The following is a 24183-nucleotide window of genomic DNA, read 5'->3' as shown; positions in this document are numbered from 1 at the left end:
AAGACAGGGGAGCAGACAATCATGGTTATTTCATCGCGTAACACACTTCTTGCCGCACTGACATTCATCGCATTTCAGGCACAGGCGGTCAACGTCACTGTCGCCTATCAGACCTCCGCCGAACCGGCCAAAGTGGCGCAGGCGGATAACACCTTTGCTAAACAGAGCGGGGCCACCGTTGATTGGCGAAAATTCGACAGCGGGGCGAGCATCGTGCGTGCACTGGCTTCCGGCGATGTGCAGATTGGCAATCTCGGCTCCAGCCCGCTGGCCGTCGCTGCCAGTCAGCAGGTACCTATTGAAGTTTTCCTGCTGGCGTCAAAACTGGGTAGCTCTGAAGCGCTGGTAGTGAAGAAAAATATCAGTAAGCCGGAGGATTTGATCGGCAAACGCATTGCCGTGCCGTTTATTTCCACCACCCATTACAGCCTGCTGGCTGCGCTGAAACACTGGGGTATCAAACCCGGTCAGGTGGAGATTGTGAACCTGCAGCCGCCGGCAATTATTGCCGCCTGGCAGCGTGGCGATATTGATGGTGCTTACGTCTGGGCGCCGGCCGTCAATGCGCTGGAAAAAGAGGGCAAAGTATTAACCGATTCTGAAACGGTTGGCGAGTGGGGCGCGCCGACGCTGGACGTATGGGTGGTGCGCAAAGATTTCGCCGAGAAACATCCCGAGGTGGTGAAAGCCTTTGCCAAAAGCGCGATTGATGCGCAGCAACCCTATATTGCTAACCCCGATGAATGGCTGAAACAGCCGGAGAATATCAGCAAGCTGTCGCGTTTAAGCGGCGTGCCGGAGGCGGATGTGCCGGGGCTGGTGAAAGGGAATACCTACCTGACTGCGCAACAGCAAACCGCCGAGCTTACCGGGCCGGTAAACAAAGCGATTGTCGATACTGCGCAGTTCCTCAAAGAGCAGGGCAAAGTGCCTGCTGTCGCGACGGATTACAGCCAGTACGTTACCGATCGCTTCGTGCAATAAAAGGAGGCGCTGATGCTGCAAATCTCTCATCTCGCCGCCAGCTACGGTGGAAAACCGGTGCTGGACGATATCAACCTGACGCTTGATAGCGGCGAACTGCTGGTGGTACTCGGGCCTTCCGGTTGCGGTAAAACCACGCTGCTAAATCTTATTGCCGGGTTCGTGCCGTATCAGCACGGCAGCATTACGTTGTCAGGTAAGAAGGTGGAGGGGCCGGGCGCGGAACGCGGGGTGGTATTCCAGAACGAAGGTCTGCTGCCCTGGCGTAACGTGCAGGATAATGTGGCCTTTGGTCTGCAACTGGCAGGGGTAGAGAAAGTGCAGCGTCAGCGTATCGCCCAGGAGATGTTGCAGAAAGTGGGGCTGGACGGTGCCGGAAAACGTTTTATCTGGCAGCTTTCTGGCGGCCAGCGTCAGCGTGTTGGCATTGCCCGGGCGCTGGCGGCTAATCCACAGCTCCTGCTGCTCGATGAACCGTTTGGTGCGCTCGACGCGTTTACCCGCGAGCAGATGCAAACCCTGCTGCTGAAGCTCTGGCATGAGACCGGCAAACAGGTGTTGTTAATTACGCACGATATTGAAGAAGCGGTATTTATGGCCACCGAGCTGGTGCTGCTCTCATCCGGCCCTGGTCGGGTGATGGAGCGTCTGCCGCTTAACTTTGCCCGGCGCTTTGTGGCCGGGGAAGCGAGCCGCAGTATTAAGTCCGATCCGCAGTTTATTGCCATGCGCGAGTACGTGTTAAGCCGCGTCTTTGCGCAACGGGAGGCGTTCTCATGAGCGTAGTGATTAATGATAAACCGCGACAGCGCACGCTGAACTGGCGCTGGCCGTTTTCACGTCAGATAACGTTAAGCCTTAGTACGCTGGTCGTCATTCTGGCGGTGTGGTGGACGGTGGCAGCGCTGCAATTAATCAGCCCGCTGTTTTTGCCAGCGCCCGGTCAGGTACTGCAAAAGTTGATCACCATCGCCGGGCCACAAGGATTTATGGATGCCACGCTGTGGCAACATTTGGCAGCGAGCCTGGCGCGAATTGTCATCGCCCTGCTGGCCGCCGTGCTGCTGGGCGTTCCGGTCGGGATCGCGATGGGCCTGAGCCCGACAATTCGCGGCATTCTCGATCCGATCATTGAATTGTACCGCCCGGTTCCGCCGCTGGCCTATTTACCGCTGATGGTGATCTGGTTTGGTATCGGTGAAACCTCCAAGATCTTATTGATCTACTTGGCGATTTTCGCGCCTGTTGCGATGTCGGCGCTGGCCGGTGTCCGCAGCGCGCAGCAGGTAAGAGTACGCGCCGCGCAATCACTGGGGGCCAGCCGTGCGCAGGTGTTGTGGTTTGTTATTTTACCCGGCGCATTACCTGAAATTCTGACCGGGCTGCGCATCGGGCTGGGTGTCGGCTGGTCAACGCTGGTGGCCGCGGAGTTGATTGCCGCCACGCGAGGTTTGGGTTTTATGGTCCAGTCCGCCGGTGAATTTCTGGCAACCGATGTGGTGCTGGCGGGGATCGCGGTCATTGCCGTTATCGCCTTTATTTTAGAACTGGGTTTGCGCGCGCTTCAGCGTCGTCTGACGCCCTGGCATGGAGAAGTACAATGAGTGAACGTCTGAACATTACCCCGCTGGGGCCGTATATTGGCGCACAAATTTCCGGTGCGGACCTGACGCGTCCGCTAAGCGATAACCAGTTTGAGCAGCTTTATCATGCGGTGCTGCGCCATCAGGTGGTGTTCCTGCGTGAGCAGGAGATTACGCCGCAGCAGCAGAGAGCGCTGGCGCTGCGTTTTGGCGATCTGCATATTCATCCGGTCTACCCGCATGCCGAAGACGTGGAGGAGATTATCGTGCTGGATACTCACAACGATAATCCGCCAGATAACGATAACTGGCACACCGATGTGACCTTTATCGACACGCCGCCAGCCGGGGCCATTCTGGCCGCAAAAACGCTGCCTTCGACCGGAGGCGATACGCTGTGGACCAGCGGGATTGCCGCTTATGAGGCGCTCTCTGAGCCGTTTCGCCAGTTGCTGAGCGGCCTGCGGGCAGAGCATGATTTCCGCAAATCGTTCCAGGAGTATAAATACCGTAAGACGGAAGAAGAGCACCAGCGCTGGCTGGAAGCGGTCGCCAAACATCCCCCGTTGCTGCATCCGGTGGTGAGAACGCATCCGGTAAGCGGTAAACAGGCGCTGTTTGTGAACGAGGGATTTACTACGCGGATTGTGGATGTCACGGAGAAAGAGAGCGAAGCGCTACTCGGGTTCCTGTTTGCGCATGTCACTAAACCAGAGTTTCAGGTGCGCTGGCGCTGGCAGCCTGGCGATGTGGCGATTTGGGATAACCGCGTGACACAGCATTACGCCAATGCGGATTATCTGCCGCAGCGGCGCATTATGCATCGGGCCACGATTTTAGGGGATAAGCCGTTCTACCGTGCGTCGTAACAGAGAATTACACCGTTCGGCACGCTGCGGTACCGTGCCGAATGGCGGCGCAAACGTCTTATTCTGTCTGTGAAACCAAATGCGGTTCGATATACCGCTGGTAGCGATTTGCCTTCAGATACGTTAAATCCACCAGCACCAGGCCATCCACGCAGTTGTTAAAGTCCGGGTCGCTGCCAAAGTCGATAAACTGTACGCCACCTGGCTCACACACTTCGGAATATTGCTTGTAGAGTGGTGGAATACCACAACCAAGGTTGCCGAGCAGCGATTTCAGTCGCGTCAGGTCTTCGCTGTAATCTTCCCCGCCAAACTGCGCCAGTGCGTCGGGTAACGAAGCCGGGTACGGTCGACGCGACTCCGCCAGCGGATGCGTTGCCGGAAACCACAGGCGATAAAAGGCAACCAGCAGATCGCGGGCCGAAGGCGGTAGCCCACCAGAAATGGAGACCGGGCCAAACAGGTAGCGATAGTGTGGATGGCGCGCCAGATACGCGCCGATGCCGGACCACAGATAGTCCAACCCGCGGCGTCCCCAGTAGCGTGGCTGAATAAAGCTGCGCCCCAGCTCAATGCCGTGCTGGAGGATATCGTCCATCCGTTCGTCGTAATGAAACAGGCTATAGCTGTAAATTCCGTCCAGCCCGCGCTTTTCCATCTGCAGTGCGGTCGGCGTAAAGCGGTAGGCGCCGACGATCTCCAGATCATCTTCATCCCACAGGATCAGATGCAGGTAGTCATCGTCATAACTGTCGATGTCGCGGCGTTTGCCGCTGCCTTCACCTACCGCACGGAAGGCGATTTCCCGCAGACGACCCAGCTCACGGAGCAACGGAACCTCTTCCTGACCGTTACGTTGCCAGAGATAGATAACCTTACCGTCTGCTGTACGTCCCAGGCACTCGGCCTGGTGTAGCTCGCGCTTGAGCAGGGCACGAGGTTCCGGGCGAGCGATCGCGCTTTCAGTTTTGAAGACGCCCGGCTGTCCTTTCCCCAGTAGCTGAACGTGCCGGTAGCACTTGTCAGTCATTTCTCGCGGCGTGGTTTGCGGGTTGCACCATGTCGACCACGCAATTTGCTCGCCAATGGTCACCGGCAGGTTGCTGTTACGGCGGCGGAACATCTGCTGCATTAACAACAGCATCGGCAGGTTTTGCGACACCAGAGTGCTGGCATAAAACAGCGTACTGTTGCGTGCCTCAATCCATGCAGGCAAGAGCGGTGCGCGGTATTTGGCGGCGAGCTTAATAAAGCCGGAGTGCCATTTTTTATCGTGAATGCCGCGCCGGGTTATGCGCGAAACCTCACCGGCGGGGAAGAAGATCAGCACACCGCCGTTTTGCAACTGTCGGTCCATCAGCTGTAGCGCCGCTTTAGCGGTGCGGCCATTAATATTATCCACCGGAATAAACAGCGAACTGAGCGGTTCGAGATGGGTGAGCATGCGGTTAGTGACGACTTTAACATCGCGGCGAACGCGAGAGACGGCGTACAGCAGGGCCAGGCCGTCGAGTGTGCCGGTAGGGTGGTTGGCGATGATAACCAGCGGCCCTTGTTCGGGAATTTGTTCCAGACTACGGACCGGAATTTGACAGTGAATGTTGAGGTGCTCCAGCACCTGTTCGACGGTATCTAACCCTTTCAGATGGCGGTGATGAGCGGCAAACTGTTGGAATTCCTCTTCATGTAACAGTTTTCTCAGTACTTTTTTTTGCCACGGGGCGGGCCTCGCCTCTGGCCACAGGTCGTCGATGACATTGTCGAGACTAAACATAGCGGCTCCTCCTCTGTCCTTTTGTGACAGTAGAAGGGCGATGTGTCGGTTAGATGGCGGTTTGGTGACGTTTTATGATAAAACGCCCCGCAGTGCGGGGCGTTGAAAGGAATTAACGCAGGATTTTTTTCTCAGCCAGATCGCGTGCGAAGTAGCTGAAAATCAGATCCGCGCCAGCGCGCTTGATCGAGCCTAAGCTTTCCAGCACCACTTTCTCTTCATCTATAGCACCCGCCATCGCCGCGAATTTGATCATCGCGTATTCACCGCTGACCTGATAAGCGCCAATCGGCAGCTCGGTGCGCTCGCGGATATCGCGCAGGATATCGAGGTATGCGCCAGCCGGTTTGACCATCAGGCAGTCTGCACCCTGAGCTTCATCCAGCAATGATTCGCGGATCGCTTCACGGCGGTTCATCGGGTTCATTTGATAGGTTTTACGATCGCCTTTCAGCGCGGTGCCTGCGGCTTCACGGAATGGGCCGTAGAAAGAAGAGGCAAACTTGGTGGAGTAGGACATGATCGCGGTATCGGTGAAGCCCGCGGCGTCCAGCGCCTGGCGAATTGCCTGCACCTGGCCGTCCATCGCGGCGGAAGGGGCGATGAAGTCAGCACCCGCAGCGGCGGCAACCACCGCCTGTTTGCCAAGATTAGCCAGGGTTAAATCGTTATCAACGCCGTGCTCGCATAATACGCCGCAGTGGCCGTGCGAGGTGTATTCACAGAAGCAGGTGTCGGACATGACGATCATTTCCGGTACGGTCTGCTTACAGATACGCGACATGCGCGCCACCAGCCCGTCTTCTTTCCAGGCGTCGCTGCCGGTGTCATCGGTGTGGTGGGAAATACCGAAGGTCATCACCGAACGGATGCCGGCGTTGGCAATGCGCTCAATCTCGCGTGCCAGATGTTTTTCCGGAATGCGCATCACGCCTGGCATGGCTTCGATGGCTTTGTAATCGTCGAGTTCTTCTTCAACAAAGATCGGCAACACCAGGTCATTTAAGCTGAGTGTTGTCTCTTCAAACATAGCGCGCAGCGCAGGTGATTTGCGCAGGCGGCGAGGGCGTTGGATTAGGTCTGTCATGGTATGCCTGATGTTTGTGAAATCGAAGGCCGTAGTATACCTGAACCTGATGCAAGGGAGTTTATGAAAGTTGCCTTTATGCCGCATCCGCCAGGAAAGCGTTTGTGAACACAGGCAAACGGGAGATTTTCAACCCGTTGCCTGTGGCGTGCTGAATCAGGATGCGGGAATCACTTGCGGTTTGTTGCCGCTCAGTTCGCTCACCAGATTGTTGATCCCGTCGCTCATATTGGTAAAGCGGGTCAACGGGGAGCGGGTCACCACGACAAAGGCCCCGACGTTTTGCTGTGGGATCATCGCCATATAAGTAATGAAGCCACCGCCGCCACCGGTTTTTTGAATAATGCCTGGTCGTCCATTCTTCGGCGCCATATAGACCCAGCCTAACCCTAGCGCATCGGCTCTGCCCGGAACATCCATCCCTATCACTTTGGTTAACTGCGTACGCTGATAAATCAGCGTCTGCATCCGGTCGGCCTGCTGGCTACGATGATAAAAATCAGAGGAGAGATACTGTTGCATCCAGCGCATCATATCACCGGGGGTAGAATAGACGCCGCCGCTGCCCATGGCCGCCAGCGTATTGTTACACGGGCTGGCGCCTTTTTCCGCGACCATCAGGCGTGCGCACTGATCGGGTGACGGGGTAAAGGTGGTGTCTTTCATCCCGAGTGGTCGGGTGATTTTCTCTTCAAACAACTGCGGATAAGGTTTGCCGGACGCGGTTCCCAGCGCATCGGCCAGCAGGTCAAACGCCAGGTTTGAATAAGAGGCCTGCGAGCCTGGTGCGGCTTTTAGCGTTGCGGTAGAGAGATAGCTCCAGCGTTGCTCACGAGTCGGCCAGACAAAGACCGGGCGTTTTGCCGCGCCGCCAGGCTGCTCGCGTGGCAGTGCGCTGGTGTGCGTTGCCAGATTCACCAGCGTAATAGGCGTTCCCTGATAGGTCGGCACGCGTGCGCCTGGTGGTGCATATTTACTCAATGGATCGTTGAGTTTTACTGTGCCCTGATCGAGTAATTTCACTAACATTTCGCTGGTCATTAATTTGGTCAACGACGCGATGCGAATGACGGAATCCAACTGCGGGTGAACATTATTGCCGGGGCGCGTTTCACCAAAGCTACGAAACACGCGCTGATTACCATCAATCACCACAAGCGCCATCCCTGTCGCTCCGCTGCCGTAGAAAATATGATCGGCATACCGGTCGACGATGTCAGAGGCAAAGACGGGATCGGTTATAGGCTGTGCCGCCTGGACAGATGTCAATGACGCCGCACACAGCGCGGCAGAAAAAAGCAGACTACGTTTCAACGGTGGTGTCCATGAGTTAGAGGAAGTAAAAGATGACGTGCGTATGCGTATTTATACTACTCGTTGGCATATTGCAAAGCGCTTATCAGCCAATGATAGTGGGAAAAACGTAACGATGAGTAAACGTGGGCTTTTCCCGGAGAGTGGATGTTCGCTTTTGTGATCTCACGCTGTAATAATCTGAACATGCCGGAACGCTGTCGGTGTGAAAACCGCAGAAACAATTCTACAAAACCAGATAGCGAACTAAGTGCGTCGGTTCTGGTCACAATTGTCGGTTTCAGCTTGTGTTTTTTGGGCGTAAGCCGTCTTGTCGCGGTAAACCACCGTGGCAAATGCACAGCAGTCGTCATAACGATAAGAAGTTAGCAGGAGAGCACTATGTTTAAGTCTTTTTTCCCAAAGCCGGGGCCGTTCTTTATTTCGGCATTTATTTGGGCACTGGTCGCTGTTGTATTTTGGCAGGCGGGTGGGGGCGCCTGGGTTGCACAGATTACCGGCGCATCGGGGGATGTACCGATTAGCGCAGCGCGATTCTGGTCGCTGGATTATCTGATTTTTTATGCGTACTACATTCTGTGTGTTGGCGTGTTTGCGCTGTTCTGGTTTCTCTACAGTCCGCACCGCTGGCAGTACTGGTCGATACTCGGTACCTCGCTGATTATCTTCGTTACCTGGTTTCTGGTTGAAGTCGGCGTCGCCGTCAACGCCTGGTATGCGCCGTTCTATGACCTGATTCAAACCGCGCTCAGCACGCCGCATAAGGTGAAGATTGAGCAGTTCTATCAGGAAGTGGGGATCTTTCTCGGGATTGCGCTGATTGCCGTCGTCATTGGCGTGATGAATAACTTCTTCGTCAGCCATTACGTCTTCCGCTGGCGTACCGCGATGAACGAACATTATATGGCGCACTGGCAGCATCTGCGTCATATCGAAGGTGCGGCGCAGCGTGTGCAGGAAGACACCATGCGTTTCGCTTCCACGCTGGAAGACATGGGCGTGAGTTTTATTAATGCGATTATGACGCTGATTGCCTTCCTGCCGGTACTGGTTACGCTCTCTGCGCATGTCCCGGATCTGCCGATTGTTGGGCATATTCCCTACGGTCTGGTGATTGCCGCGATTGTCTGGTCGTTGATGGGGACCGGGCTGCTGGCTGTGGTGGGGATCAAACTGCCTGGGCTGGAGTTCAAAAATCAGCGAGTGGAAGCGGCGTACCGTAAAGAGCTGGTGTACGGTGAAGATGATGGTAATCGCGCGACGCCGCCGACGGTTCGCGAGCTGTTCCACGCGGTGCGTCAAAACTATTTTCGCCTCTATTTTCACTATATGTACTTCAATATTGCCCGTATTCTTTACCTGCAGGTTGATAACGTTTTCGGCTTGTTCCTGCTGTTTCCATCGATTGTTGCCGGTACGATTACGCTCGGTCTGATGACGCAAATCACCAACGTGTTTGGTCAGGTACGCGGTTCGTTCCAGTATTTGATTAATTCGTGGACGACGCTGGTTGAGCTGATGTCTATCTATAAGCGTCTGCGTAGCTTCGAGCGTGAACTGGATGGTCAGGAAATTCAGGCTGTTACCCATACGCTTAGCTAACAAAAGGAGATGTTATGTCGACGGTTTCCCGTCTTTACCCCTGGTCTGGTCTGGCGGCGTTGGTGCTGGTGGGGTGTAGTAGCCAACCCGCGCAGCCATTAAAAAAGGGGGAGAAAGCCGTCGATGTGGCGAGCGTGGTGCGGCAAAAAATGCCTGCCAGTGTGAAAGACCGGGACGCGTGGGCGCAGGACCTGGCGAAAACGTTTGCCAGTCAGAAGCTGGCGCCGACGATTGAAAATATCTGTTCGGTGCTGGCGGTGGCGCAGCAGGAGTCCAACTATCAGGCCGATCCGGTTGTCCCGAATTTAAGCAAAATAGCCTGGAAAGAGATTGACCGTCGCGCCGAGCGTATGCATATTCCGGTGTTTTTGGTTCATACCGCACTGAAGATTAACTCGCCAAATGGGAAAAGCTACAGCGAGCGTCTGGATTCAGTGAAGACGGAAAAGCAGCTTAGCGCCATTTTTGATGATTTCATCAATATGGTGCCGATGGGACAGACGTTGTTTGGTTCGCTCAACCCGGTGCATACCGGGGGACCGATGCAGGTCAGCATTGCGTTTGCCGAACAGCATACTTCCGGATATCCGTGGAAAATGGAAGGAACGGTACGTCAGGAGGTCTTCACCCTGCGCGGCGGACTCTGGTTCGGCACGTATCACTTGCTGAATTACCCGGCGAACTATAGCGCACCCATCTTCCGTTTCGCGGATTTTAATGCGGGATGGTACGCCAGCCGTAATGCGGCGTTTCAGAATGCCGTCAGCAAAGCCAGTGGTGTGAAGCTGGCGCTGGATGGGGATTTGATTCTCTACAACAGCAAAGAACCGGGGAAAACGGAGCTGGCGGTACGCAAGCTTGCCGGGAAGCTGGGGATGAGTGAGAGCGATATCCATCGTCAGTTGCAAAAAGGCGACAGCCTGGCTTTTGAGGACACCGCGCTGTACGAGAAGATGTATAAGCTGGCGGAAGCGAAGGCAGGAAAAGCGTTACCACGGGAAATGCTGCCAGGTATTCAACTGGAAAGCCCGAAGATTACGCGTAATTTGACCACGGCATGGTTTGCTAAACGCGTGGACGATCGTCGGGCGAAGTGTATGGGTCAGTCATCGTTGTGATGACGATGGCGCCAGCGCACCACCGCCGCGATGACGCCAAGGATAAGGCATCCAGTGAGGAAGGGAATCAGTCCAAACAGGGTGCCGACGCCTAAGCCAATTTCAACGCGCGGGCGTCCGGTCTCTTGCATCTGTAGCTGCATCAGTTCTTCATAGATACCGGGCGCATGGGCTAACAGATTTAAAACCTGAGCTCCGGCCCAGAAGCAAAACAGCACAAAAACGGCATACGCAATGTTGCCGGGCAGAGAGGAGGTATCTCGATGCTTGCCCTTAAACAGGGATTTTGAGAGCGTAAAATCAGCCATAGAGACCTCCAGAAATATCCTGCGTTGTCGATGCCATACCAGTAACTGACAGTGAGTCTGACAGGTGATCGGGATTGTCAATATCAGAATGATGGTAATTTCAGGTAGAGATTATTCCTGGATTTTGGTTTTTTGTTGAGCGTCACAAATATGTAACCTTAAGTTAAATTAACTCACATTTCAGAATTTCCGCACAGGACGCAGACGCTCGCAGGGAAATGTGCGAGGATGCTGCTCAACGATGTACTTCCACCGGAGCTGTTATGAATCTGCCTGTAAAAATTCGCCGCGACTGGCACTATTACGCGTTTGCCATTGGGCTGATCTTTATTCTGAATGGCGTGGTGGGGTTATTGGGGTTTGAAGCGAAAGGATGGCAAACCTATGCGGTGGGGCTGGTTACGTGGGTGATTAGCTTTTGGCTCGCGGGACTTATTATTCGCCGCCGTGTCGATGAGGATGAAGACGTCAAGGATGCCCAATAGTTATCGGGCATCCTGTCTGCTTTTACATGCTGGTTTTCAGCGCGCTATCGGCTGCGTGGCGCTCCAGCGCCAGCTCGATCAGACGTGTGATCAGATCGGTATAGCCTAAGCCGCTGGCCTGCCACAGTTTGGGATACATACTGATGTTGGTAAAGCCCGGCAGCGTGTTGATCTCGTTGATCACCACATCATTCTCTGCGGTCAGGAACACATCCACCCGTGCCATCCCGGCGCAACCCAGCGTCTGGTAGGCCTGAATAGCGATCTCACGGATCTTGTCGTTAATTTCTGGCGCAATCGCCGCCGGAACCACGACTTTGGCCCCGTTATCGTCAATATATTTGGTGTCGTAGGCGTAGAAATCGCTGTTCAGGACGATCTCGCCGCAGGTGCTGGCCTGCGGGTGATCGTTCCCCAATACCGCACATTCGATCTCGCGGCCTTTGATTCCCTGTTCCACCACCACTTTATGATCGAACTCAAACGCCAGTGCTACAGCCTGGTCGTATTGCGCTTCGCTGGTGACTTTGCTGACGCCAACGGATGATCCCTGATTGGCTGGCTTCACAAACAGCGGCAGGCCCAGACGCGATTCGACCTCAGCAAAGCTGATGGCATTGCGATTGGCGCGGGTGAGCGTAATAAATGGCGCGATGTTTAATCCGGCATCGCGCAGCAGACGTTTGGTGACGTCTTTATCCATGCAGGCCGCAGAGCCCAGCACATCGGACCCGACGAACGGTAAATTCGCCACGCGCAGCATGCCTTGCAGTGAACCATCTTCACCCAGCGTGCCGTGCACGATAGGGAAAATAACATCGACCGTAGGCAGTGGCTGACCGTTTTGCGCATCGATCAGTTGCTGTTCTTGTTTACCCGGTACCTGCGCCAGGCTGGTCGCGGAAGGACGCAACGCAATGTGTGCCGGATCGTCAGCGTTGAGCAGATAGTTGCTGGCATCGCTCACGTGCCACTGCCCTTGTTTATCAATACCTAACAGCACAACGTCAAAGCGAGTCTTGTCGATGGCATCGACAATATTTTTTGCCGATTGCAATGACACTTCATGTTCCGCTGATTTACCACCAAATACGATTCCTACTCGCAACTTTGCCATCTTAAAAACCCATTCCTTGAATGCAAAGCACATACATTACCACGACAAAACGCAGGATTCCTCGGCTTCTGGCAGATTGTTTTGGTGGATTCCTCAGGAATGAATACGCACAAACCCACAGGGCATGTTCGAAGCATAATCCCCTGTGTGTAATGTGGGTTTGATGTGATGAATATCACAAATATGATGAGCGGGGAGATAAAATACTAAACTGTGAAACATCGCACCTCTGGACCCTCGTTTGCAGGCGCAATTTGTTAAGCTGCTCGCAGTTTTCAGCTACTTACCGTTATGAGTCCTTATGGAATCCTGGAGAGTTAACCTTATTTCCGTGTGGTTCGGTTGCTTTTTCACCGGACTGGCGATCAGCCAAATCCTGCCTTTTCTACCGCTCTATATCTCCCAACTGGGAGTCACCTCGCACGAAGCGCTCTCAATGTGGTCCGGGCTAACGTTTAGCGTCACGTTTCTTATTTCTGCCATTGTTTCACCGATGTGGGGCAGTTTAGCTGACCGTAAAGGGCGTAAGCTGATGCTGTTACGGGCCTCTCTGGGCATGGCCATTGCCATTTTGCTGCAGGCATTTGCCACTAACGTCTGGCAGCTTTTTCTGCTGCGAGGAGTGATGGGGTTAACGTCGGGATATATTCCTAATGCGATGGCGTTGGTGGCGTCGCAAGTCCCGCGTGAACGCAGTGGTTGGGCGTTGAGTACGCTCTCAACGGCGCAAATTAGTGGGGTGATTGGCGGGCCGCTGATGGGGGGTTTTATTGCCGACCATGTTGGCTTACGTGCGGTATTTTGTATTACCGCCGCGCTGTTGGTGGTGAGTTTTTTGGTCACGCTGTTCTTAATTAAAGAGGGTGTCCGACCGACGATTAAAAAAAGCGAGCGTTTAAGCGGAAAAGCTGTTTTTGCTTCGTTACCTTATCCCGTGCTGGTTATTAGCCTGTTTTTTACCACCATGGTGATTCAACTGTGTAACGGCTCAATTGGCCCCATTCTGGCGCTGTTTATCAAATCGATGGTGCCAGATAGCTCAAATATTGCTTTTCTCAGCGGGCTGATTGCCTCGGTTCCCGGCATATCCGCTTTGATTTCAGCGCCACGTCTTGGAAAGTTGGGTGACAGAATTGGTACTGAACGGATTTTAATGGCGACCTTAATCTTCGCGGTGGTGCTGTTTTTCGCTATGTCGTGGGTTACCACGCCGTTGCAACTGGGGATTTTGCGTTTTCTGCTCGGCTTTGCCGATGGCGCGATGTTGCCTGCGGTGCAAACGCTATTAGTGAAATACTCCAGCGAGCAGATTACCGGGCGCATCTTTGGGTATAACCAGTCGTTTATGTACCTTGGGAACGTTGCCGGACCCTTGATGGGGGCAACCGTGTCGGCCATGGCGGGTTTCCGCTGGGTCTTTATCGCTACCGCGAGCATTGTGCTTATTAATATCTGGCAACTGGCTATCGCGTTGCGACGCCGGCGTCTCGCTCGCTGAATGGCGGATTAACAACGCGGGTTGCCCGCGTTGTTAATCCATAATTGAAGATTATATATCCGGGTGACTATTAATCTCCTTACCCTTTTATATTGAATTATTCTGCAGAAAGCGTCATTCCCCCTTATTTTGTGTTGTGATTGTTTTCGCAAAACGCTTTATTTCTGCAATAAATACAACTTTCATCCTCTAGGAAGTCGTGAGTCTTAGTGATAACGTGGCCTTTATTTGGTTAAGGGAATACGAAAATGAAAAATCTCATCACTGAGTTGTTACTTAAGCTCGCCCAAAAAGAAGAAGAGTCGCAAGACCTGGCCGTGCAAGTCGCAACGTTAGAGCGGGTCATCATGGAAATGCTGCGCAACATGGCAACAAATGAGCAGCAAACCCTGATTCGTCAAATAGAAGACGCGCTGGCAGGGGTAAGTCAAATGCCCGCATTTCTGACGACGATGCACAGTGCTGGCGAAAACGTACCTAAAACGTGTTGAGATATCTGCAGATACTTATCCACGAATTATCATAAAAGTGTCACATCAAATACTTATAGTCGCTTTGTTTTAATTTTACCGTATTTGTACATGGAGAAAATAAAGTGAAACAAAGCGCACTCGCTATTGCCCTGTTACCCTTGCTGTTTACCCCGGTTATTCATGCAGAAACATCTACCGTAGCGGCTATGGATAATCGTGCCGCACAGGGAGATATCACTAAACCGGGTGGCGCACGTCGATTAACGACGGATCAAACGGCAGCACTACGAGATTCTTTGAGCGATAACCCAGCCAAAAATATTATTTTATTGATCGGCGATGGTATGGGGGACTCGGAAATTACCGCTGCGCGAAATTATGCCGAAGGCGCGGGTGGTTTTTTTAAAGGTATTGACGCGTTACCCCTGACCGGGCAATACACGCACTACGCATTGGATAAAAAAACGGGTAAACCTGACTATGTGACCGATTCCGCAGCCTCTGCGACGGCATGGACGACCGGGGTTAAAACATATAACGGTGCGCTGGCCGTTGATATTCACGAAAACGATCACGCCACTATTCTGGAAATGGCCAAAGCTGTCGGTCTGGCGACAGGCAACGTATCCACTGCTGAATTGCAGGATGCCACCCCCGCCGCACTGGTTGCGCATGTGACGTCGCGTAAATGTTACGGTCCGAGTGTCACCGCTGAGAAATGCCCGACAAATGCGCTGGAAAAAGGCGGTAAAGGCTCAATCACCGAGCAATTATTGAATGCCCGCGCTGACGTTACGCTGGGCGGCGGGGCAAAAACCTTTGCTGAGACCGCTGCAGCGGGCGAGTGGCAGGGTAAAACGCTGCGTGAACAGGCTCAGGTCCGTGGTTATCAGATGGTCAGTGATACCGCGACGCTGGCAGCCATTACCGAAGCGAACCAGGATAAACCGCTGTTAGGCTTGTTCTCTGACGGCAACATGCCGGTACGCTGGGAAGGGCCAAAAGCGTCTTACCACGGTAACCTTGATAAGCCAGTCGTGACCTGTACGCCAAATCCAAAACGTAACGACACGGTGCCAACGCTTGCCCAGATGACGGATAAAGCGATTGAGCTATTGAGCAAGAATGAAAAAGGCTTTTTCCTGCAGGTAGAAGGCGCGTCCATCGATAAGCAGGATCACGCCGCAAACCCGTGCGGTCAGATTGGTGAAACGGTCGATCTGGATGAAGCCGTACAGCGTGCGCTGGCCTTCGCGAAGAAAGACGGCAACACGCTGGTCGTCGTGACCGCTGACCACGCGCATGCCAGCCAGATTGTGGCGCCAGACACCAAAGCCCCAGGCCTGACTCAGGCGCTGAATACCAAAGATGGCGCGGTGATGGTTATCAGCTATGGTAACTCGGAAGAGGAATCACAGGAGCATACCGGCAGCCAACTGCGTATTGCCGCCTATGGCCCGCATGCGGCGAATGTGGTTGGCCTGACCGACCAGACCGACCTGTTTTACACCATGAAAGCGGCGTTAGGGCTGAAGTAACCTGCTATTTGGTCACTTAATTTGAATAATAAGGTGGCTATTTCTGCGTCAGCAACCAGACTTACTACACGTCATCCTTCAAGCAGCCAACGTTGAGGTCGCTTGAAAGGTGACGTGTAGAGTGAATACTCACAACAGGATGGTGCTATGAAAATAACATTGCTCGTTACCCTATTATTTGGCCTGGTTTTCTTAACTACCGTCGGCGCTGCCGAGAAGACGTTAACCCCGCAACAACAACGTATGACCACCTGCAACCAGCAGGCGACGGCGCAGACCTTAAAAGGGGATGCCCGGAAGACATATATGAGTGATTGCCTGAAAAACAGTAAGTCTGCGCCTGATGAAAAGAGTCTGACGCCGCAGCAGCAGAAAATGCGTGAATGCAACGTTCAGGCAACAGAGCAGTCGCTGAAAGGCGACGATCGTAAAAAATTTATGAGCGCTTGCCTGAAAAAAGCTGCGTAATACATACGGGTGAGCGGATAAAATCGCTCACCCGAAATATCATACTTCCGCCGCCAGACCCCTTTCTATAATTTGGGAAATTTGTTTCAGAATATTCCCAAATACGATGAATGATGAAAACTTTTATCAAAAGAAGGCCGTACCGAATGAAGCATTTATATCGCTTCATCAAAACGACCACCAACGTTCCGGTCTGCGATTTGCCCGACGGATAAGACTGCCTCGCGCAGTCGGGCTGGGGGGAATGTTTTTCCCCATCGCGTCGGTATTAGTCTCGCAACCCATAACCGGAGGTTGGTGGCTATTACTGGTGGGATGGGCGTTTGTCTGGCCGCATCTGGCGTGGCAGTTGGCGAGCAAAGCGGAAGATCCGCTGTACAGTGAATTTACGAATATTAAAGCCGATGCGATCCTCGCTGGCATGTGGGTGGGGATCATGGGGGCAAACCTGCTGCCATCCACGGCGCTGTTGATGATTATCTGCATCAACCTGATGGGCGCAGGTGGGGTGCGATTATTCATCGCTGGCGTCGTGTTGATGGTGGTTTCATGTCTGGTGACGCTACAGTTAACGGATATTCCGGTCGTGTTTAGCAGTACGCAACTGAGCGTGCTGTTGTCGCTGCCGGTACTGGTGATTTATCCGCTGCTGTTTGCCTGGGTTAGCTACCAGACGGTGATTAAATTGGCGGAGCATAAACGCCGCCTGCAGGTAATGAGTACGCGAGATGGAATGACCGGAGTTTATAACCGGCGCCATTGGGAGCTACTGCTGCGCAATGAGTTTGATAATTGCCGTCGTCAGCAACGTGATGCCACGCTGCTTATTATCGATATCGACCATTTTAAGAGCATCAATGATACCTGGGGGCATGACGTTGGGGATCAGGCGATTGTTGCGCTTACGCGTCAGTTGCAAATGACGCTGCGCGGCAGTGATGTGATTGGGCGTTTTGGTGGTGATGAGTTTGCGGTAATTATGTGTGGTACACCTGCTGCCAGCGCAATCGCGGCGATGTCGCGCGTCCATGAAAGACTTAGCCAGTTACGCTTGTCCTGTGCTCCGCAAGTAGCCCTGCGGATTAGCGTCGGTGTTGCTCCGCTGACTTCTGAAACAGAGCACTATCGGGAATGGTTGAAGTCAGCGGATATGGCGCTTTACAAAGCAAAGAATGCCGGACGTAACCGTACTGAAGCGGCGGCCTGACGTCCGACTGGCACTCAGGATTTGCTGAGTTTCTCTGATTGTTCCATGCACTTAACCATCGCTTCGATGACTGACGAACGGAAGCCGCGTTCTTCGAGGACGCGCACTGCCTCAATGGTGGTTCCGCCAGGCGAGCACACCATATCTTTCAGTTCTCCGGGATGTTTACCCGTTTCCAGTACCATCTTCGCCGATCCCATGACCGCCTGTGCCGCGAATTTATAGGCTTGTGCGCGTGGCATGCCGCCCTGAACGGCGGCATCCGCCATGGCTTCGATAAACATAAACACATATGCCGGGGCTGAACCGCTGACGCCAACGACCGGGTGAATCATCGATTCTGCGATGACTTCGGCTTCGCCAAAGCAGCGGAAAATATTCAACACATCAGCAGTATCTTCCGGTGTTACCAGCGCATTTGGGGTGACGGACGTCATTCCTGCATTGACCAGTGACGGCGTGTTAGGCATTGCGCGGATAATTTTACGGTCATGACCCAGTGCGCGGGCGAGCTGATCGAGGGTGACGCCCGCCGCGATGGATACCACCAGAGAATCTTTGTTCAGGCTGGAGGTGATTTCACTCAGCACTTTAATCATGATGCCTGGCTTCACGGCGCCAAAGACAATATCTGCGATTTGCGCGACTTCTTGCGCAGACTGCGCCGCATTTATGCCGTACTGATCGTGCAGCGCTGCGACTTTATCGGGAGAGGGGGTATAAACCCAGATTTGTCCGGGGAGTACCTGGCCGCTGGCGATCAGGCCGCCAAGAATCGCTTTACCCATATTACCGCAGCCGATAAAACCAATTTTCTTGTCCATCTTGTCACTCCCTATGCGTGATATTCATTGTTTTATACCCGTTATTCTTCAATTCACTTGAATTATTTAGGGTAAATCTGGGAAAGCTAAGCTTAGCGCGGAATGAAGGTGTTCAGAAGGAGAAACAGCGCTTTGCCTGAAAGTAAAAGCACGAGACAATGTGCAATTGCACATGTGTCTGGAGGTATTATGACGATTTGGGTGGATGCGGATGCGTGTCCGAATGTGATTAAAGACATTTTATATCGGGCTTCCGAGCGGATGCAGATGCCGCTCATTTTGGTCGCCAATCAGAGTTTGCGCGTTCCGCCTTCGCGTTTTATCCGCACCTTACGTGTTCCTGCCGGGTTTGATGTCGCCGATAACGAAATTGTGCGCCAGTGCAGCGCGGGAGACCTGGTTGTCACGGCGGATATCCCGCTGGCCTCTGAAGTCATTGAAAAAGGCGCTGCGGCACTCAACCCACGCGGTGAACGCTATACCGAGGCGACGATCCGTGAACGTCTGACGATGCGTGATTTTATGGATACGCTGCGTGCCAGCGGGATCCAGACCGGGGGGCCTGACAGCCTTTCACCGCGTGACAGGCAACATTTTGCGGCTGAACTGGACAAGTGGTGGCTGGAAGTTCAACGTAGAAAATAATAACTGTAATTTATTTTTTACACTTTCTTCGTTGTGAATTCTTGTTATAGTAGGGTTTAATCGGTTTTATCGCTCTGTTGGAATTAATTCTTTACGCTTTGGCGATGTACTAGTTTGATGGTATGATTATAACTTTAACAGCATCAGATCCCGCTTACCTGCGGTTCTCTGGGGAACTTCTGTGATGACACAACCGCTTTATCTTGTTGGCCCCCGGGGGTGTGGTAAGACGACAACCGGTATGGCGCTGGCGAAAGCCATCGACTTTCAGTTCGTTGATACCGATCGCTGGTTGCAATCACACGTGCAGATGACGGTGGCTGAAATTGTTGAAAGAGAAGGATGGGAAGGTTTTCGCGCCCAGGAAACGACCGCCTTGCAGGCCGTTACGGCCCCTTCAACCGTCGTGGCGACCGGCGGCGGTATTATTCTTACTGAATATAATCGTCACTACATGCGTAGTCACGGCATGGTCATCTATTTAAACGCACCGGTATCGGTACTGGTAAACCGCCTGGAAGTGGCGCCTGAGGAAGGATTGCGCCCGACGTTAACCGGCAAGCCATTAACCGAAGAAGTGCAGGAAGTTCTTGAGCAGCGCGATGCGCTGTATCGTGAAGCGGCGCATTATATTGTTGATGCGACGAATGAACCTTCGCAGGTTGTGGCCGATATTCTTGCGATACTGTCGCAAGCCCGGTCACGGCTACAGGGCGGAGCTTATTGTTAAGGGCTGCCCGATATAGACCGACCTTTCCACGCCATCCCAGGCGCGCAGACAAATTATCTGTCCTCTGCCAGAGCGTGCCTGTATCACAATTTTCGAACCTCCCGGTATACCGCGGAAAGTGAAAATTAAGCGATAACAATATAGTACTGGAATGATTTGGAATCTTTACACTATGCATCGCCGATCTGCTGCTACGCTTTTGAGCATTTGTAGCGCAGGTCAGCACCCGGCATTTGTCCGGGAATTCACGGCAAAGTAAGAAGACGGTGGAGCAACAAATGAGTACGTCGTTGGCTATCCTCACGATTGGTGTTGTGCCGATGTGTGAGGTGTTACCGCTCCTGACGGAATATATCGATGAACAACACATTACTCACCACAGCCTGCTGGGACAGATGCGGCGAGAAGATGTGATGGCTGAGTATGCAGTATCGCCCGGTGACGAGTCGTTATTGACGCTGCTGAGCGACCATCAACTGGCTCATGTCTCGCGCCAGAAAGTCGAGCGCGATTTGCAAAGTATTGTTGAAGTGCTGGATAACCAGGGGTTTGACGTTATTTTGCTGATGAGCACGGCCTCAATTTCCCGCCTGACGGCCCGCAATAGTATCCTGCTGGAGCCTTTACGAATTATTCCTCCCCTGGTGGCCTCAATTGTTGAAGGGCATCAGGTTGGGGTGATTGTGCCGGTCGCCGAATTGCTCCATGCCCAGGAACAAAAATGGCAGGTGCTACAGACGCCCCCTGTCTATGCCGTGGCAAACCCGATTCACGGTTCTGAACAACAGCTGATTGATGCCGGAAAAGATCTGCTTGAGCAGGGGGCGGATGTGATCATGCTGGATTGTTTGGGGTTTAACCAACGCCATCGTGATTTACTGCAAAAGTCGCTGGATGTCCCGGTTCTTTTGTCTAACGTACTGATTGCCCGACTGGCATCCGAGTTGCTCGCTTAATTTTGCGTGACAGCTACAACGTCAGGCCCCTATATTGGTTATCAACTTAATCACGAGATAGGGCCAGTTGTATGCTTCAAAGTAATGAATACTTTTCCGGCAAAGTAAAATCGATTGGTTTTACCAGCAGCAGTACTGGCCGCGCCAGCGTTGGCGTTATGGCGGAAGGTGAATACACCTTTGGTACGGCGGCACCTGAAGAGATGACGGTGGTAAGCGGTGCGTTAAATGTGTTACTGCCGGGGGAAACAGAGTGGAAAGTGTATGCCGCAGGGGACGTGTTTAACGTACCGGGCAACAGCGAATTTCATCTGCAAGTGGCAGAGCCAACATCCTATCTTTGCCGCTATTTGTAATTGTTTAGTGCCTGATAGTACTCACTTATCTGGCCTACGCCTATTGTAGGCCAGATAAGTCGTAAGGGGTGACATCGGGCAATACGACGTCACTCAGCGCTGTGCTTCGCCGCCTAAACCTTCCACCAGGCTTTTAATCAACGCGGCCAGTTCACCCGTCATCAGGATGAAATCGGCATCAAAACGTTGAGCATAGTCTTCACGGTCGATGTCTTCATTTTGATCGCGCAGTTCATCGCTGAACTTCAGACGCTTAATGGAACCGTCGTCGCACATGACAAACTGAATACGCTGCTGCCAGTCGAGCGCCAGCTTGGTGACCAGTTTGCCTGCTTCGATGTGTACGGCAATTTCATCGCAAACCAGATCCTGTTTCTTCGCGCGGATCACGCCACCATCTTCCAGCATCGCTTTCAGTTCGGCTTCATCCAGTAACTGGAAACCTTGCGCCGTCGTGCCGGAACGGACCCATTCGGTCAGCGTCAGTTCGATTGGGTTTTCCATCGTCAGCGGGACAACCGGCAGTGAACCGAGGCTTTTACGCAGCAGTGCCAGCGTGTCCTCTGCTTTCTTTGCGCTGGCACAGTCGACAATGATCAGGTCATTGACGGTGTCGATCCACATCATTGTCTGGCTGAAGCGGCTAAAGGCGCGCGGCAGCAATGAGTGCAACACTTCATCTTTCAGCGAGTCTTTTTCGGTCTTTTTGAGCTTGCGACCCTGCTCAGCTTCCAGTTTGGCTATTTTTGCTTCCAGCGCCTGTTTAATAACCGGCGACGGCAGAATTTTTTCTTCTTTGCGGGCGCAGATAATAATTTGGCCATTGGCGGTATGCGTTAATGCATCGCTGTGCGATCCCATCGGCGGCACCCAGCCCATTTTTGCCATATCCTGGCTACCGCAAGGGGTGAACGTCATTGATGCCAGCTGTTTTTCCATCTCTTCGGCACGCAAAGAAACATCGCGGCTAAGACGGTAAACCATTAAATTTTTGAACCACAGCATGATAATTTCCACGGCCTTGTCGTTAAATCCAGCGGGCATGATAGCGAATTGTCGCTATGCTTGCATTGTTAATCGGGAAGAGGAGTAAACCGTGCGTATAGGTATCGATTTAGGCGGTACGAAAACGGAAGTTATCGCGCTTGGCGATGCGGGTGAGCAGCTTTTTCGCCATCGCCTGCCGACGCCGCGTGATGATTATCGACAAACCATAGAAACCATCGCCGCGCTGGTGGAGATGGCGGAAAAAGCCACCGGGCAGACGGGAACCGTGGGGATGGGCATTCCCGGTTCAATTTCGCCTTATACCGGGGTGGTGAAAAATGCCAACTCGACCTGGCTCAATGGACAACCCTTTGACAAAGACCTGAGTACGCGACTGAACCGTGAAGTCCGCCTGGCAAACGATGCTAACTGCCTGGCGGTGTCTGAAGCGGTCGATGGCGCAGCCGCGGGAGCGCAGACCGTGTTTGCGGTGATAATTGGTACCGGCTGTGGTTCCGGTGTGGCGCTCAATGGCCGGGTGCATACCGGTGGTAATGGCACGGCGGGCGAGTGGGGGCATAATCCACTGCCGTGGATGGATGATGATGAGTTGCGCTATCGGCAAGAGGTGCCTTGCTATTGCGGTAAACAAGGCTGTATTGAAACCTTTATCTCAGGGACTGGATTTGCCACTGATTATCATCGCCTGAGCGGAAATCCGCTAAAAGGCAGTGAAATTATCCGTCTGGTAAACGAACAGGATGCGCTGGCGGAACAGGCGCTGAGCCGATATGAATTACGCCTGGCGAAATCGTTAGCGCATGTGGTGAATATTCTCGACCCGGATGTCATTGTGCTGGGCGGGGGAATGAGCAATGTCGACAGGCTGTACCAAAACGTTCCGTCACTGATTAAGCAGTTTGTCTTTGGCGGTGAGTGTGAAACGCCTCTGCGCAAGGCGTTGCACGGTGACTCCAGTGGCGTGCGCGGCGCGGCCTGGCTGTGGCCGCAGGCATAAACGTTTACGTCGCGGGTGCAACCTGTTGCACTCCGCGCTTCAGACGACCATAGATCAGCAGTGATGACATCGCGGAAAAAGACAGTAGCGCCGCAGGGATCGTGACGTAGTTGTAGGCAAAGCCCAGCGTCAACATTAAGCCGCCGAAGTAAGCGCCAATTGCGCTACCCAGATTAAAAGCCATTTGCCCTCCGGCCGCGCCCAGCAGTTCACCGCCCTTCGCGTTTTGCAGCAGTAAAATTTGCAGCGGCGCTGATAGCGCAAATAGTCCCGCACAGCAAATAAAGGCGAACGTCAGCGAGGCGGCTTTGATGCCGCCGAATGCAAACAGCAGCAGCAGAGCCACTACAATCACAAAATCGGTTACTACCGCAATGCGTAGCGGCGTGTAGCGACCAGACAGTCGTCCGCTCAGCAAGTTGCCCAACACCATCCCCAGCCCAACCAGCATCATGATGAAAGTCATCAGCGTTTCGGAGAAACCAGAGATGTACATCATGTAGGGTTTGACGTAGCTGAACCAGGCAAAAACACCGGCGTTCCCAAACATGGTGGCGGAGAAAATGAGCCACGGTGCGGGGCTTTTCAGAAAGTGAAATTGCTCGCGTAGCCTGCCTTTTGCTTCGTCGCGGAGGTTGGGTACCCAAAACATAACCGACAGAATAACGGCGATGTTAAACACGGCAATCAGCAGGAACGTGTAGCGCCAGCTAAACGTCTGACTCAGCCAGGTGCCAACGGGAATGCCAATCAGATTGGCGACGGTCATGCCGGAAATCATACCCGCTACGGCAGCGGTGACTTTACCAGGACGCGCCAGCTTTGACAGGATAATCGCGCCGACGCCAAAAAATGCCCCGTGTGGAAACCCGGAGACCAGCCGACCTACCGCCAGCATAAAATAGCTGGAAGAGAGGGTGAAGATGGCGTTACCGACCACACACAGCGTGACCAGAAACAGCAGAATATGCTTGAGCGAAAAACGATTGGAAAACACGGCAATAATGGGGGCGCCGATGACAACGCCAAAGGCGTAAAACGAAATCATATGGCCAGCATCGGGAATGGAAATGCCCACGTCACGCGCCAGTTCGGTTAAGACGCCCATAATGCCAAACTCGGCCATGCCCAGCCCAAACGTCCCGAGAGCTAAAGAGAAAATGACTTTTTTCATACTACCTGCCAACAATAAAGACGCAGGATGTGCGCCACAGCGTCGAATGCTCGCCGCCAATAAAGGGA

Annotated in this window: 25 protein-coding genes; 17 read left to right on the top strand and 8 right to left on the bottom strand. The window is 53.3% G+C overall.

Going from position 1 to position 24183, the window contains the following annotated elements:
* Nucleotides 1-21 precede the first annotated feature (21 nt).
* From tauA to tauD, 4 genes are read left to right on the top strand one after another with little or no spacing between them, the layout of a single operon-like run.
* On the top strand, nt 22-984 hold the full coding sequence (gene tauA, locus FDX19_RS24100) for a taurine ABC transporter substrate-binding protein (RefSeq protein ID WP_137384672.1): 963 nt from the start codon (nt 22-24) through the stop codon (nt 982-984).
* A 12-nt stretch (nt 985-996) separates the two neighbouring features.
* Nucleotides 997-1764 (top strand): taurine ABC transporter ATP-binding subunit, encoded by a 768-nt coding sequence (gene tauB / locus FDX19_RS24095; protein ID WP_137364707.1) that lies wholly within the window; start codon nt 997-999, stop codon nt 1762-1764.
* Nucleotides 1761-2588, top strand: a complete 828-nt coding sequence (tauC, locus tag FDX19_RS24090) for a taurine ABC transporter permease TauC (RefSeq protein ID WP_137384671.1) — start codon at nt 1761-1763, stop codon at nt 2586-2588. Before tauB ends, tauC begins: the two co-directional genes overlap by 4 nt.
* Nucleotides 2585-3436, top strand: coding sequence for a taurine dioxygenase (gene tauD / locus FDX19_RS24085; RefSeq protein ID WP_137384670.1), 852 nt, complete (start codon nt 2585-2587; stop codon nt 3434-3436). Before tauC ends, tauD begins: the two co-directional genes overlap by 4 nt.
* Nucleotides 3437-3494: 58 nt before the next feature.
* Here tauD and FDX19_RS24080 read toward each other — a convergent pair whose 3' ends face one another.
* The 3 genes from FDX19_RS24080 to ampH all read right to left on the bottom strand — a co-directional run bounded on the left by FDX19_RS24080 (nt 3495) and on the right by ampH (nt 7611).
* Nucleotides 3495-5210 (bottom strand): lysophospholipid acyltransferase family protein, encoded by a 1716-nt coding sequence (locus tag FDX19_RS24080; protein ID WP_137384669.1) that lies wholly within the window; start codon nt 5208-5210, stop codon nt 3495-3497.
* A gap of 112 nt (nt 5211-5322) precedes the next feature.
* A complete protein-coding gene (gene hemB, locus FDX19_RS24075; RefSeq protein WP_137384668.1) occupies nt 5323-6297 on the bottom strand; it encodes a porphobilinogen synthase in 975 nt (324 codons plus the stop codon).
* 156 nt (nt 6298-6453) lie between these two features.
* On the bottom strand, nt 6454-7611 hold the full coding sequence (gene ampH / locus FDX19_RS24070; protein WP_048212469.1) for a D-alanyl-D-alanine-carboxypeptidase/endopeptidase AmpH: 1158 nt from the start codon (nt 7609-7611) through the stop codon (nt 6454-6456).
* Nucleotides 7612-7992: 381 nt separating this feature from the next.
* Here ampH and sbmA point away from each other — a divergent pair, with 381 nt between their 5' ends.
* Both sbmA and FDX19_RS24060 read left to right on the top strand, forming a co-directional pair.
* Nucleotides 7993-9213, top strand: a complete 1221-nt coding sequence (gene sbmA, locus FDX19_RS24065) for a peptide antibiotic transporter SbmA (protein ID WP_137384667.1) — start codon at nt 7993-7995, stop codon at nt 9211-9213.
* Nucleotides 9214-9227: 14 nt separating this feature from the next.
* Nucleotides 9228-10331, top strand: a complete 1104-nt coding sequence (locus tag FDX19_RS24060; RefSeq protein ID WP_137384666.1) for a DUF1615 domain-containing protein — start codon at nt 9228-9230, stop codon at nt 10329-10331.
* On the opposite strand, the gene FDX19_RS24055 is transcribed toward FDX19_RS24060, so the two are convergent.
* Complete coding sequence (locus FDX19_RS24055; protein WP_048212467.1) at nt 10316-10639, bottom strand: YaiY family protein; 324 nt, start codon at nt 10637-10639, stop codon at nt 10316-10318. The genes FDX19_RS24060 and FDX19_RS24055 overlap by 16 nt on opposite strands.
* Nucleotides 10640-10902: 263 nt before the next feature.
* Between FDX19_RS24055 and FDX19_RS24050 the strand changes: the two genes are divergently transcribed.
* Nucleotides 10903-11124 (top strand): DUF2754 domain-containing protein, encoded by a 222-nt coding sequence (locus FDX19_RS24050; RefSeq protein ID WP_137384665.1) that lies wholly within the window; start codon nt 10903-10905, stop codon nt 11122-11124.
* Between the two features lie 22 nt (nt 11125-11146).
* On the opposite strand, the gene ddlA is transcribed toward FDX19_RS24050, so the two are convergent.
* The gene (ddlA, locus tag FDX19_RS24045; RefSeq protein WP_137384664.1) at nt 11147-12241 is read right to left on the bottom strand and encodes a D-alanine--D-alanine ligase; all 1095 of its coding nucleotides are present in this window, start codon (nt 12239-12241) and stop codon (nt 11147-11149) included.
* 301 nt (nt 12242-12542) lie between these two features.
* Here ddlA and FDX19_RS24040 point away from each other — a divergent pair, with 301 nt between their 5' ends.
* The 5 genes from FDX19_RS24040 to adrA all read left to right on the top strand — a co-directional run bounded on the left by FDX19_RS24040 (nt 12543) and on the right by adrA (nt 17425).
* Nucleotides 12543-13739, top strand: a complete 1197-nt coding sequence (locus tag FDX19_RS24040; protein ID WP_137384663.1) for a multidrug efflux MFS transporter — start codon at nt 12543-12545, stop codon at nt 13737-13739.
* A gap of 248 nt (nt 13740-13987) precedes the next feature.
* Entirely contained in the window at nt 13988-14230 is a 243-nt protein-coding gene (locus tag FDX19_RS24035) for a sigma-S stabilization anti-adapter protein IraP (RefSeq protein ID WP_124021484.1), read from the top strand.
* Between the two features lie 104 nt (nt 14231-14334).
* Entirely contained in the window at nt 14335-15750 is a 1416-nt protein-coding gene (phoA, locus tag FDX19_RS24030; RefSeq protein ID WP_137384662.1) for an alkaline phosphatase, read from the top strand.
* Nucleotides 15751-15897: 147 nt separating this feature from the next.
* Entirely contained in the window at nt 15898-16218 is a 321-nt protein-coding gene (psiF, locus tag FDX19_RS24025) for a phosphate starvation-inducible protein PsiF (protein WP_048212462.1), read from the top strand.
* Between the two features lie 91 nt (nt 16219-16309).
* Nucleotides 16310-17425: a diguanylate cyclase AdrA gene (gene adrA, locus FDX19_RS24020; RefSeq protein WP_137384661.1), complete on the top strand. Its 1116-nt coding sequence runs from the start codon at nt 16310-16312 to the stop codon at nt 17423-17425.
* 14 nt (nt 17426-17439) lie between these two features.
* Here the strand turns inward: adrA and proC are convergent, their stop codons facing one another.
* Nucleotides 17440-18249: a pyrroline-5-carboxylate reductase gene (gene proC, locus FDX19_RS24015; RefSeq protein WP_048212460.1), complete on the bottom strand. Its 810-nt coding sequence runs from the start codon at nt 18247-18249 to the stop codon at nt 17440-17442.
* A 189-nt stretch (nt 18250-18438) separates the two neighbouring features.
* Between proC and FDX19_RS24010 the strand changes: the two genes are divergently transcribed.
* The 4 genes from FDX19_RS24010 to ppnP all read left to right on the top strand — a co-directional run bounded on the left by FDX19_RS24010 (nt 18439) and on the right by ppnP (nt 20936).
* Complete coding sequence (locus FDX19_RS24010; protein ID WP_101741820.1) at nt 18439-18894, top strand: YaiI/YqxD family protein; 456 nt, start codon at nt 18439-18441, stop codon at nt 18892-18894.
* A gap of 184 nt (nt 18895-19078) precedes the next feature.
* Nucleotides 19079-19624 (top strand): shikimate kinase AroL, encoded by a 546-nt coding sequence (gene aroL, locus FDX19_RS24005; protein WP_137384660.1) that lies wholly within the window; start codon nt 19079-19081, stop codon nt 19622-19624.
* Nucleotides 19625-19902: 278 nt separating this feature from the next.
* Nucleotides 19903-20580, top strand: coding sequence for an AroM family protein (locus FDX19_RS24000; protein WP_137384659.1), 678 nt, complete (start codon nt 19903-19905; stop codon nt 20578-20580).
* 71 nt (nt 20581-20651) lie between these two features.
* Complete coding sequence (gene ppnP / locus FDX19_RS23995) at nt 20652-20936, top strand: pyrimidine/purine nucleoside phosphorylase (protein ID WP_003021477.1); 285 nt, start codon at nt 20652-20654, stop codon at nt 20934-20936.
* Between the two features lie 93 nt (nt 20937-21029).
* Here the strand turns inward: ppnP and rdgC are convergent, their stop codons facing one another.
* Nucleotides 21030-21941 carry a recombination-associated protein RdgC gene (gene rdgC, locus FDX19_RS23990; RefSeq protein ID WP_137384658.1) on the bottom strand — a complete coding sequence of 304 codons (912 nt, stop codon included), beginning with the start codon at nt 21939-21941 and terminating at the stop codon, nt 21030-21032.
* Between the two features lie 91 nt (nt 21942-22032).
* On the opposite strand from rdgC, the gene mak reads away from it, so the two are divergent.
* Nucleotides 22033-22941, top strand: coding sequence for a fructokinase (gene mak / locus FDX19_RS23985; RefSeq protein WP_137384657.1), 909 nt, complete (start codon nt 22033-22035; stop codon nt 22939-22941).
* Between the two features lie 4 nt (nt 22942-22945).
* On the opposite strand, the gene araJ is transcribed toward mak, so the two are convergent.
* Nucleotides 22946-24115 (bottom strand): MFS transporter AraJ, encoded by a 1170-nt coding sequence (araJ, locus tag FDX19_RS23980; RefSeq protein ID WP_137384707.1) that lies wholly within the window; start codon nt 24113-24115, stop codon nt 22946-22948.
* Nucleotides 24116-24183 lie beyond the last annotated feature (68 nt).

Origin of the sequence: Citrobacter sp. wls619 (assembly GCF_005281345.1) — a bacterium.
In the GTDB taxonomy this organism is placed as follows: domain Bacteria; phylum Pseudomonadota; class Gammaproteobacteria; order Enterobacterales; family Enterobacteriaceae; genus Citrobacter.
The sequence above is the reverse complement of the archived record's forward strand: the minus strand, read 5'-3'. Positions and strand labels throughout refer to the sequence as shown.

What these genes read in the sequence shown, in the direction of transcription:
- tauA (WP_137384672.1), top strand. Translation starts at nt 22, where the DNA reads ATGGTTATTTCATCGCGTAACACACTTCTTGCCGCACTGACATTCATC.
- tauB (WP_137364707.1), top strand. Translation starts at nt 997, where the DNA reads ATGCTGCAAATCTCTCATCTCGCCGCCAGCTACGGTGGAAAACCGGTG.
- tauC (WP_137384671.1), top strand. Translation starts at nt 1,761, where the DNA reads ATGAGCGTAGTGATTAATGATAAACCGCGACAGCGCACGCTGAACTGG.
- tauD (WP_137384670.1), top strand. Translation starts at nt 2,585, where the DNA reads ATGAGTGAACGTCTGAACATTACCCCGCTGGGGCCGTATATTGGCGCA.
- FDX19_RS24080 (WP_137384669.1), bottom strand. Translation starts at nt 5,210, where the DNA reads ATGTTTAGTCTCGACAATGTCATCGACGACCTGTGGCCAGAGGCGAGG.
- hemB (WP_137384668.1), bottom strand. Translation starts at nt 6,297, where the DNA reads ATGACAGACCTAATCCAACGCCCTCGCCGCCTGCGCAAATCACCTGCG.
- sbmA (WP_137384667.1), top strand. Translation starts at nt 7,993, where the DNA reads ATGTTTAAGTCTTTTTTCCCAAAGCCGGGGCCGTTCTTTATTTCGGCA.
- FDX19_RS24060 (WP_137384666.1), top strand. Translation starts at nt 9,228, where the DNA reads ATGTCGACGGTTTCCCGTCTTTACCCCTGGTCTGGTCTGGCGGCGTTG.
- FDX19_RS24055 (WP_048212467.1), bottom strand. Translation starts at nt 10,639, where the DNA reads ATGGCTGATTTTACGCTCTCAAAATCCCTGTTTAAGGGCAAGCATCGA.
- FDX19_RS24050 (WP_137384665.1), top strand. Translation starts at nt 10,903, where the DNA reads ATGAATCTGCCTGTAAAAATTCGCCGCGACTGGCACTATTACGCGTTT.
- ddlA (WP_137384664.1), bottom strand. Translation starts at nt 12,241, where the DNA reads ATGGCAAAGTTGCGAGTAGGAATCGTATTTGGTGGTAAATCAGCGGAA.
- FDX19_RS24040 (WP_137384663.1), top strand. Translation starts at nt 12,543, where the DNA reads ATGGAATCCTGGAGAGTTAACCTTATTTCCGTGTGGTTCGGTTGCTTT.
- FDX19_RS24035 (WP_124021484.1), top strand. Translation starts at nt 13,988, where the DNA reads ATGAAAAATCTCATCACTGAGTTGTTACTTAAGCTCGCCCAAAAAGAA.
- psiF (WP_048212462.1), top strand. Translation starts at nt 15,898, where the DNA reads ATGAAAATAACATTGCTCGTTACCCTATTATTTGGCCTGGTTTTCTTA.
- proC (WP_048212460.1), bottom strand. Translation starts at nt 18,249, where the DNA reads ATGGACAAGAAAATTGGTTTTATCGGCTGCGGTAATATGGGTAAAGCG.
- FDX19_RS24010 (WP_101741820.1), top strand. Translation starts at nt 18,439, where the DNA reads ATGACGATTTGGGTGGATGCGGATGCGTGTCCGAATGTGATTAAAGAC.
- aroL (WP_137384660.1), top strand. Translation starts at nt 19,079, where the DNA reads ATGACACAACCGCTTTATCTTGTTGGCCCCCGGGGGTGTGGTAAGACG.
- FDX19_RS24000 (WP_137384659.1), top strand. Translation starts at nt 19,903, where the DNA reads ATGAGTACGTCGTTGGCTATCCTCACGATTGGTGTTGTGCCGATGTGT.
- ppnP (WP_003021477.1), top strand. Translation starts at nt 20,652, where the DNA reads ATGCTTCAAAGTAATGAATACTTTTCCGGCAAAGTAAAATCGATTGGT.
- rdgC (WP_137384658.1), bottom strand. Translation starts at nt 21,941, where the DNA reads ATGCTGTGGTTCAAAAATTTAATGGTTTACCGTCTTAGCCGCGATGTT.
- araJ (WP_137384707.1), bottom strand. Translation starts at nt 24,115, where the DNA reads ATGAAAAAAGTCATTTTCTCTTTAGCTCTCGGGACGTTTGGGCTGGGC.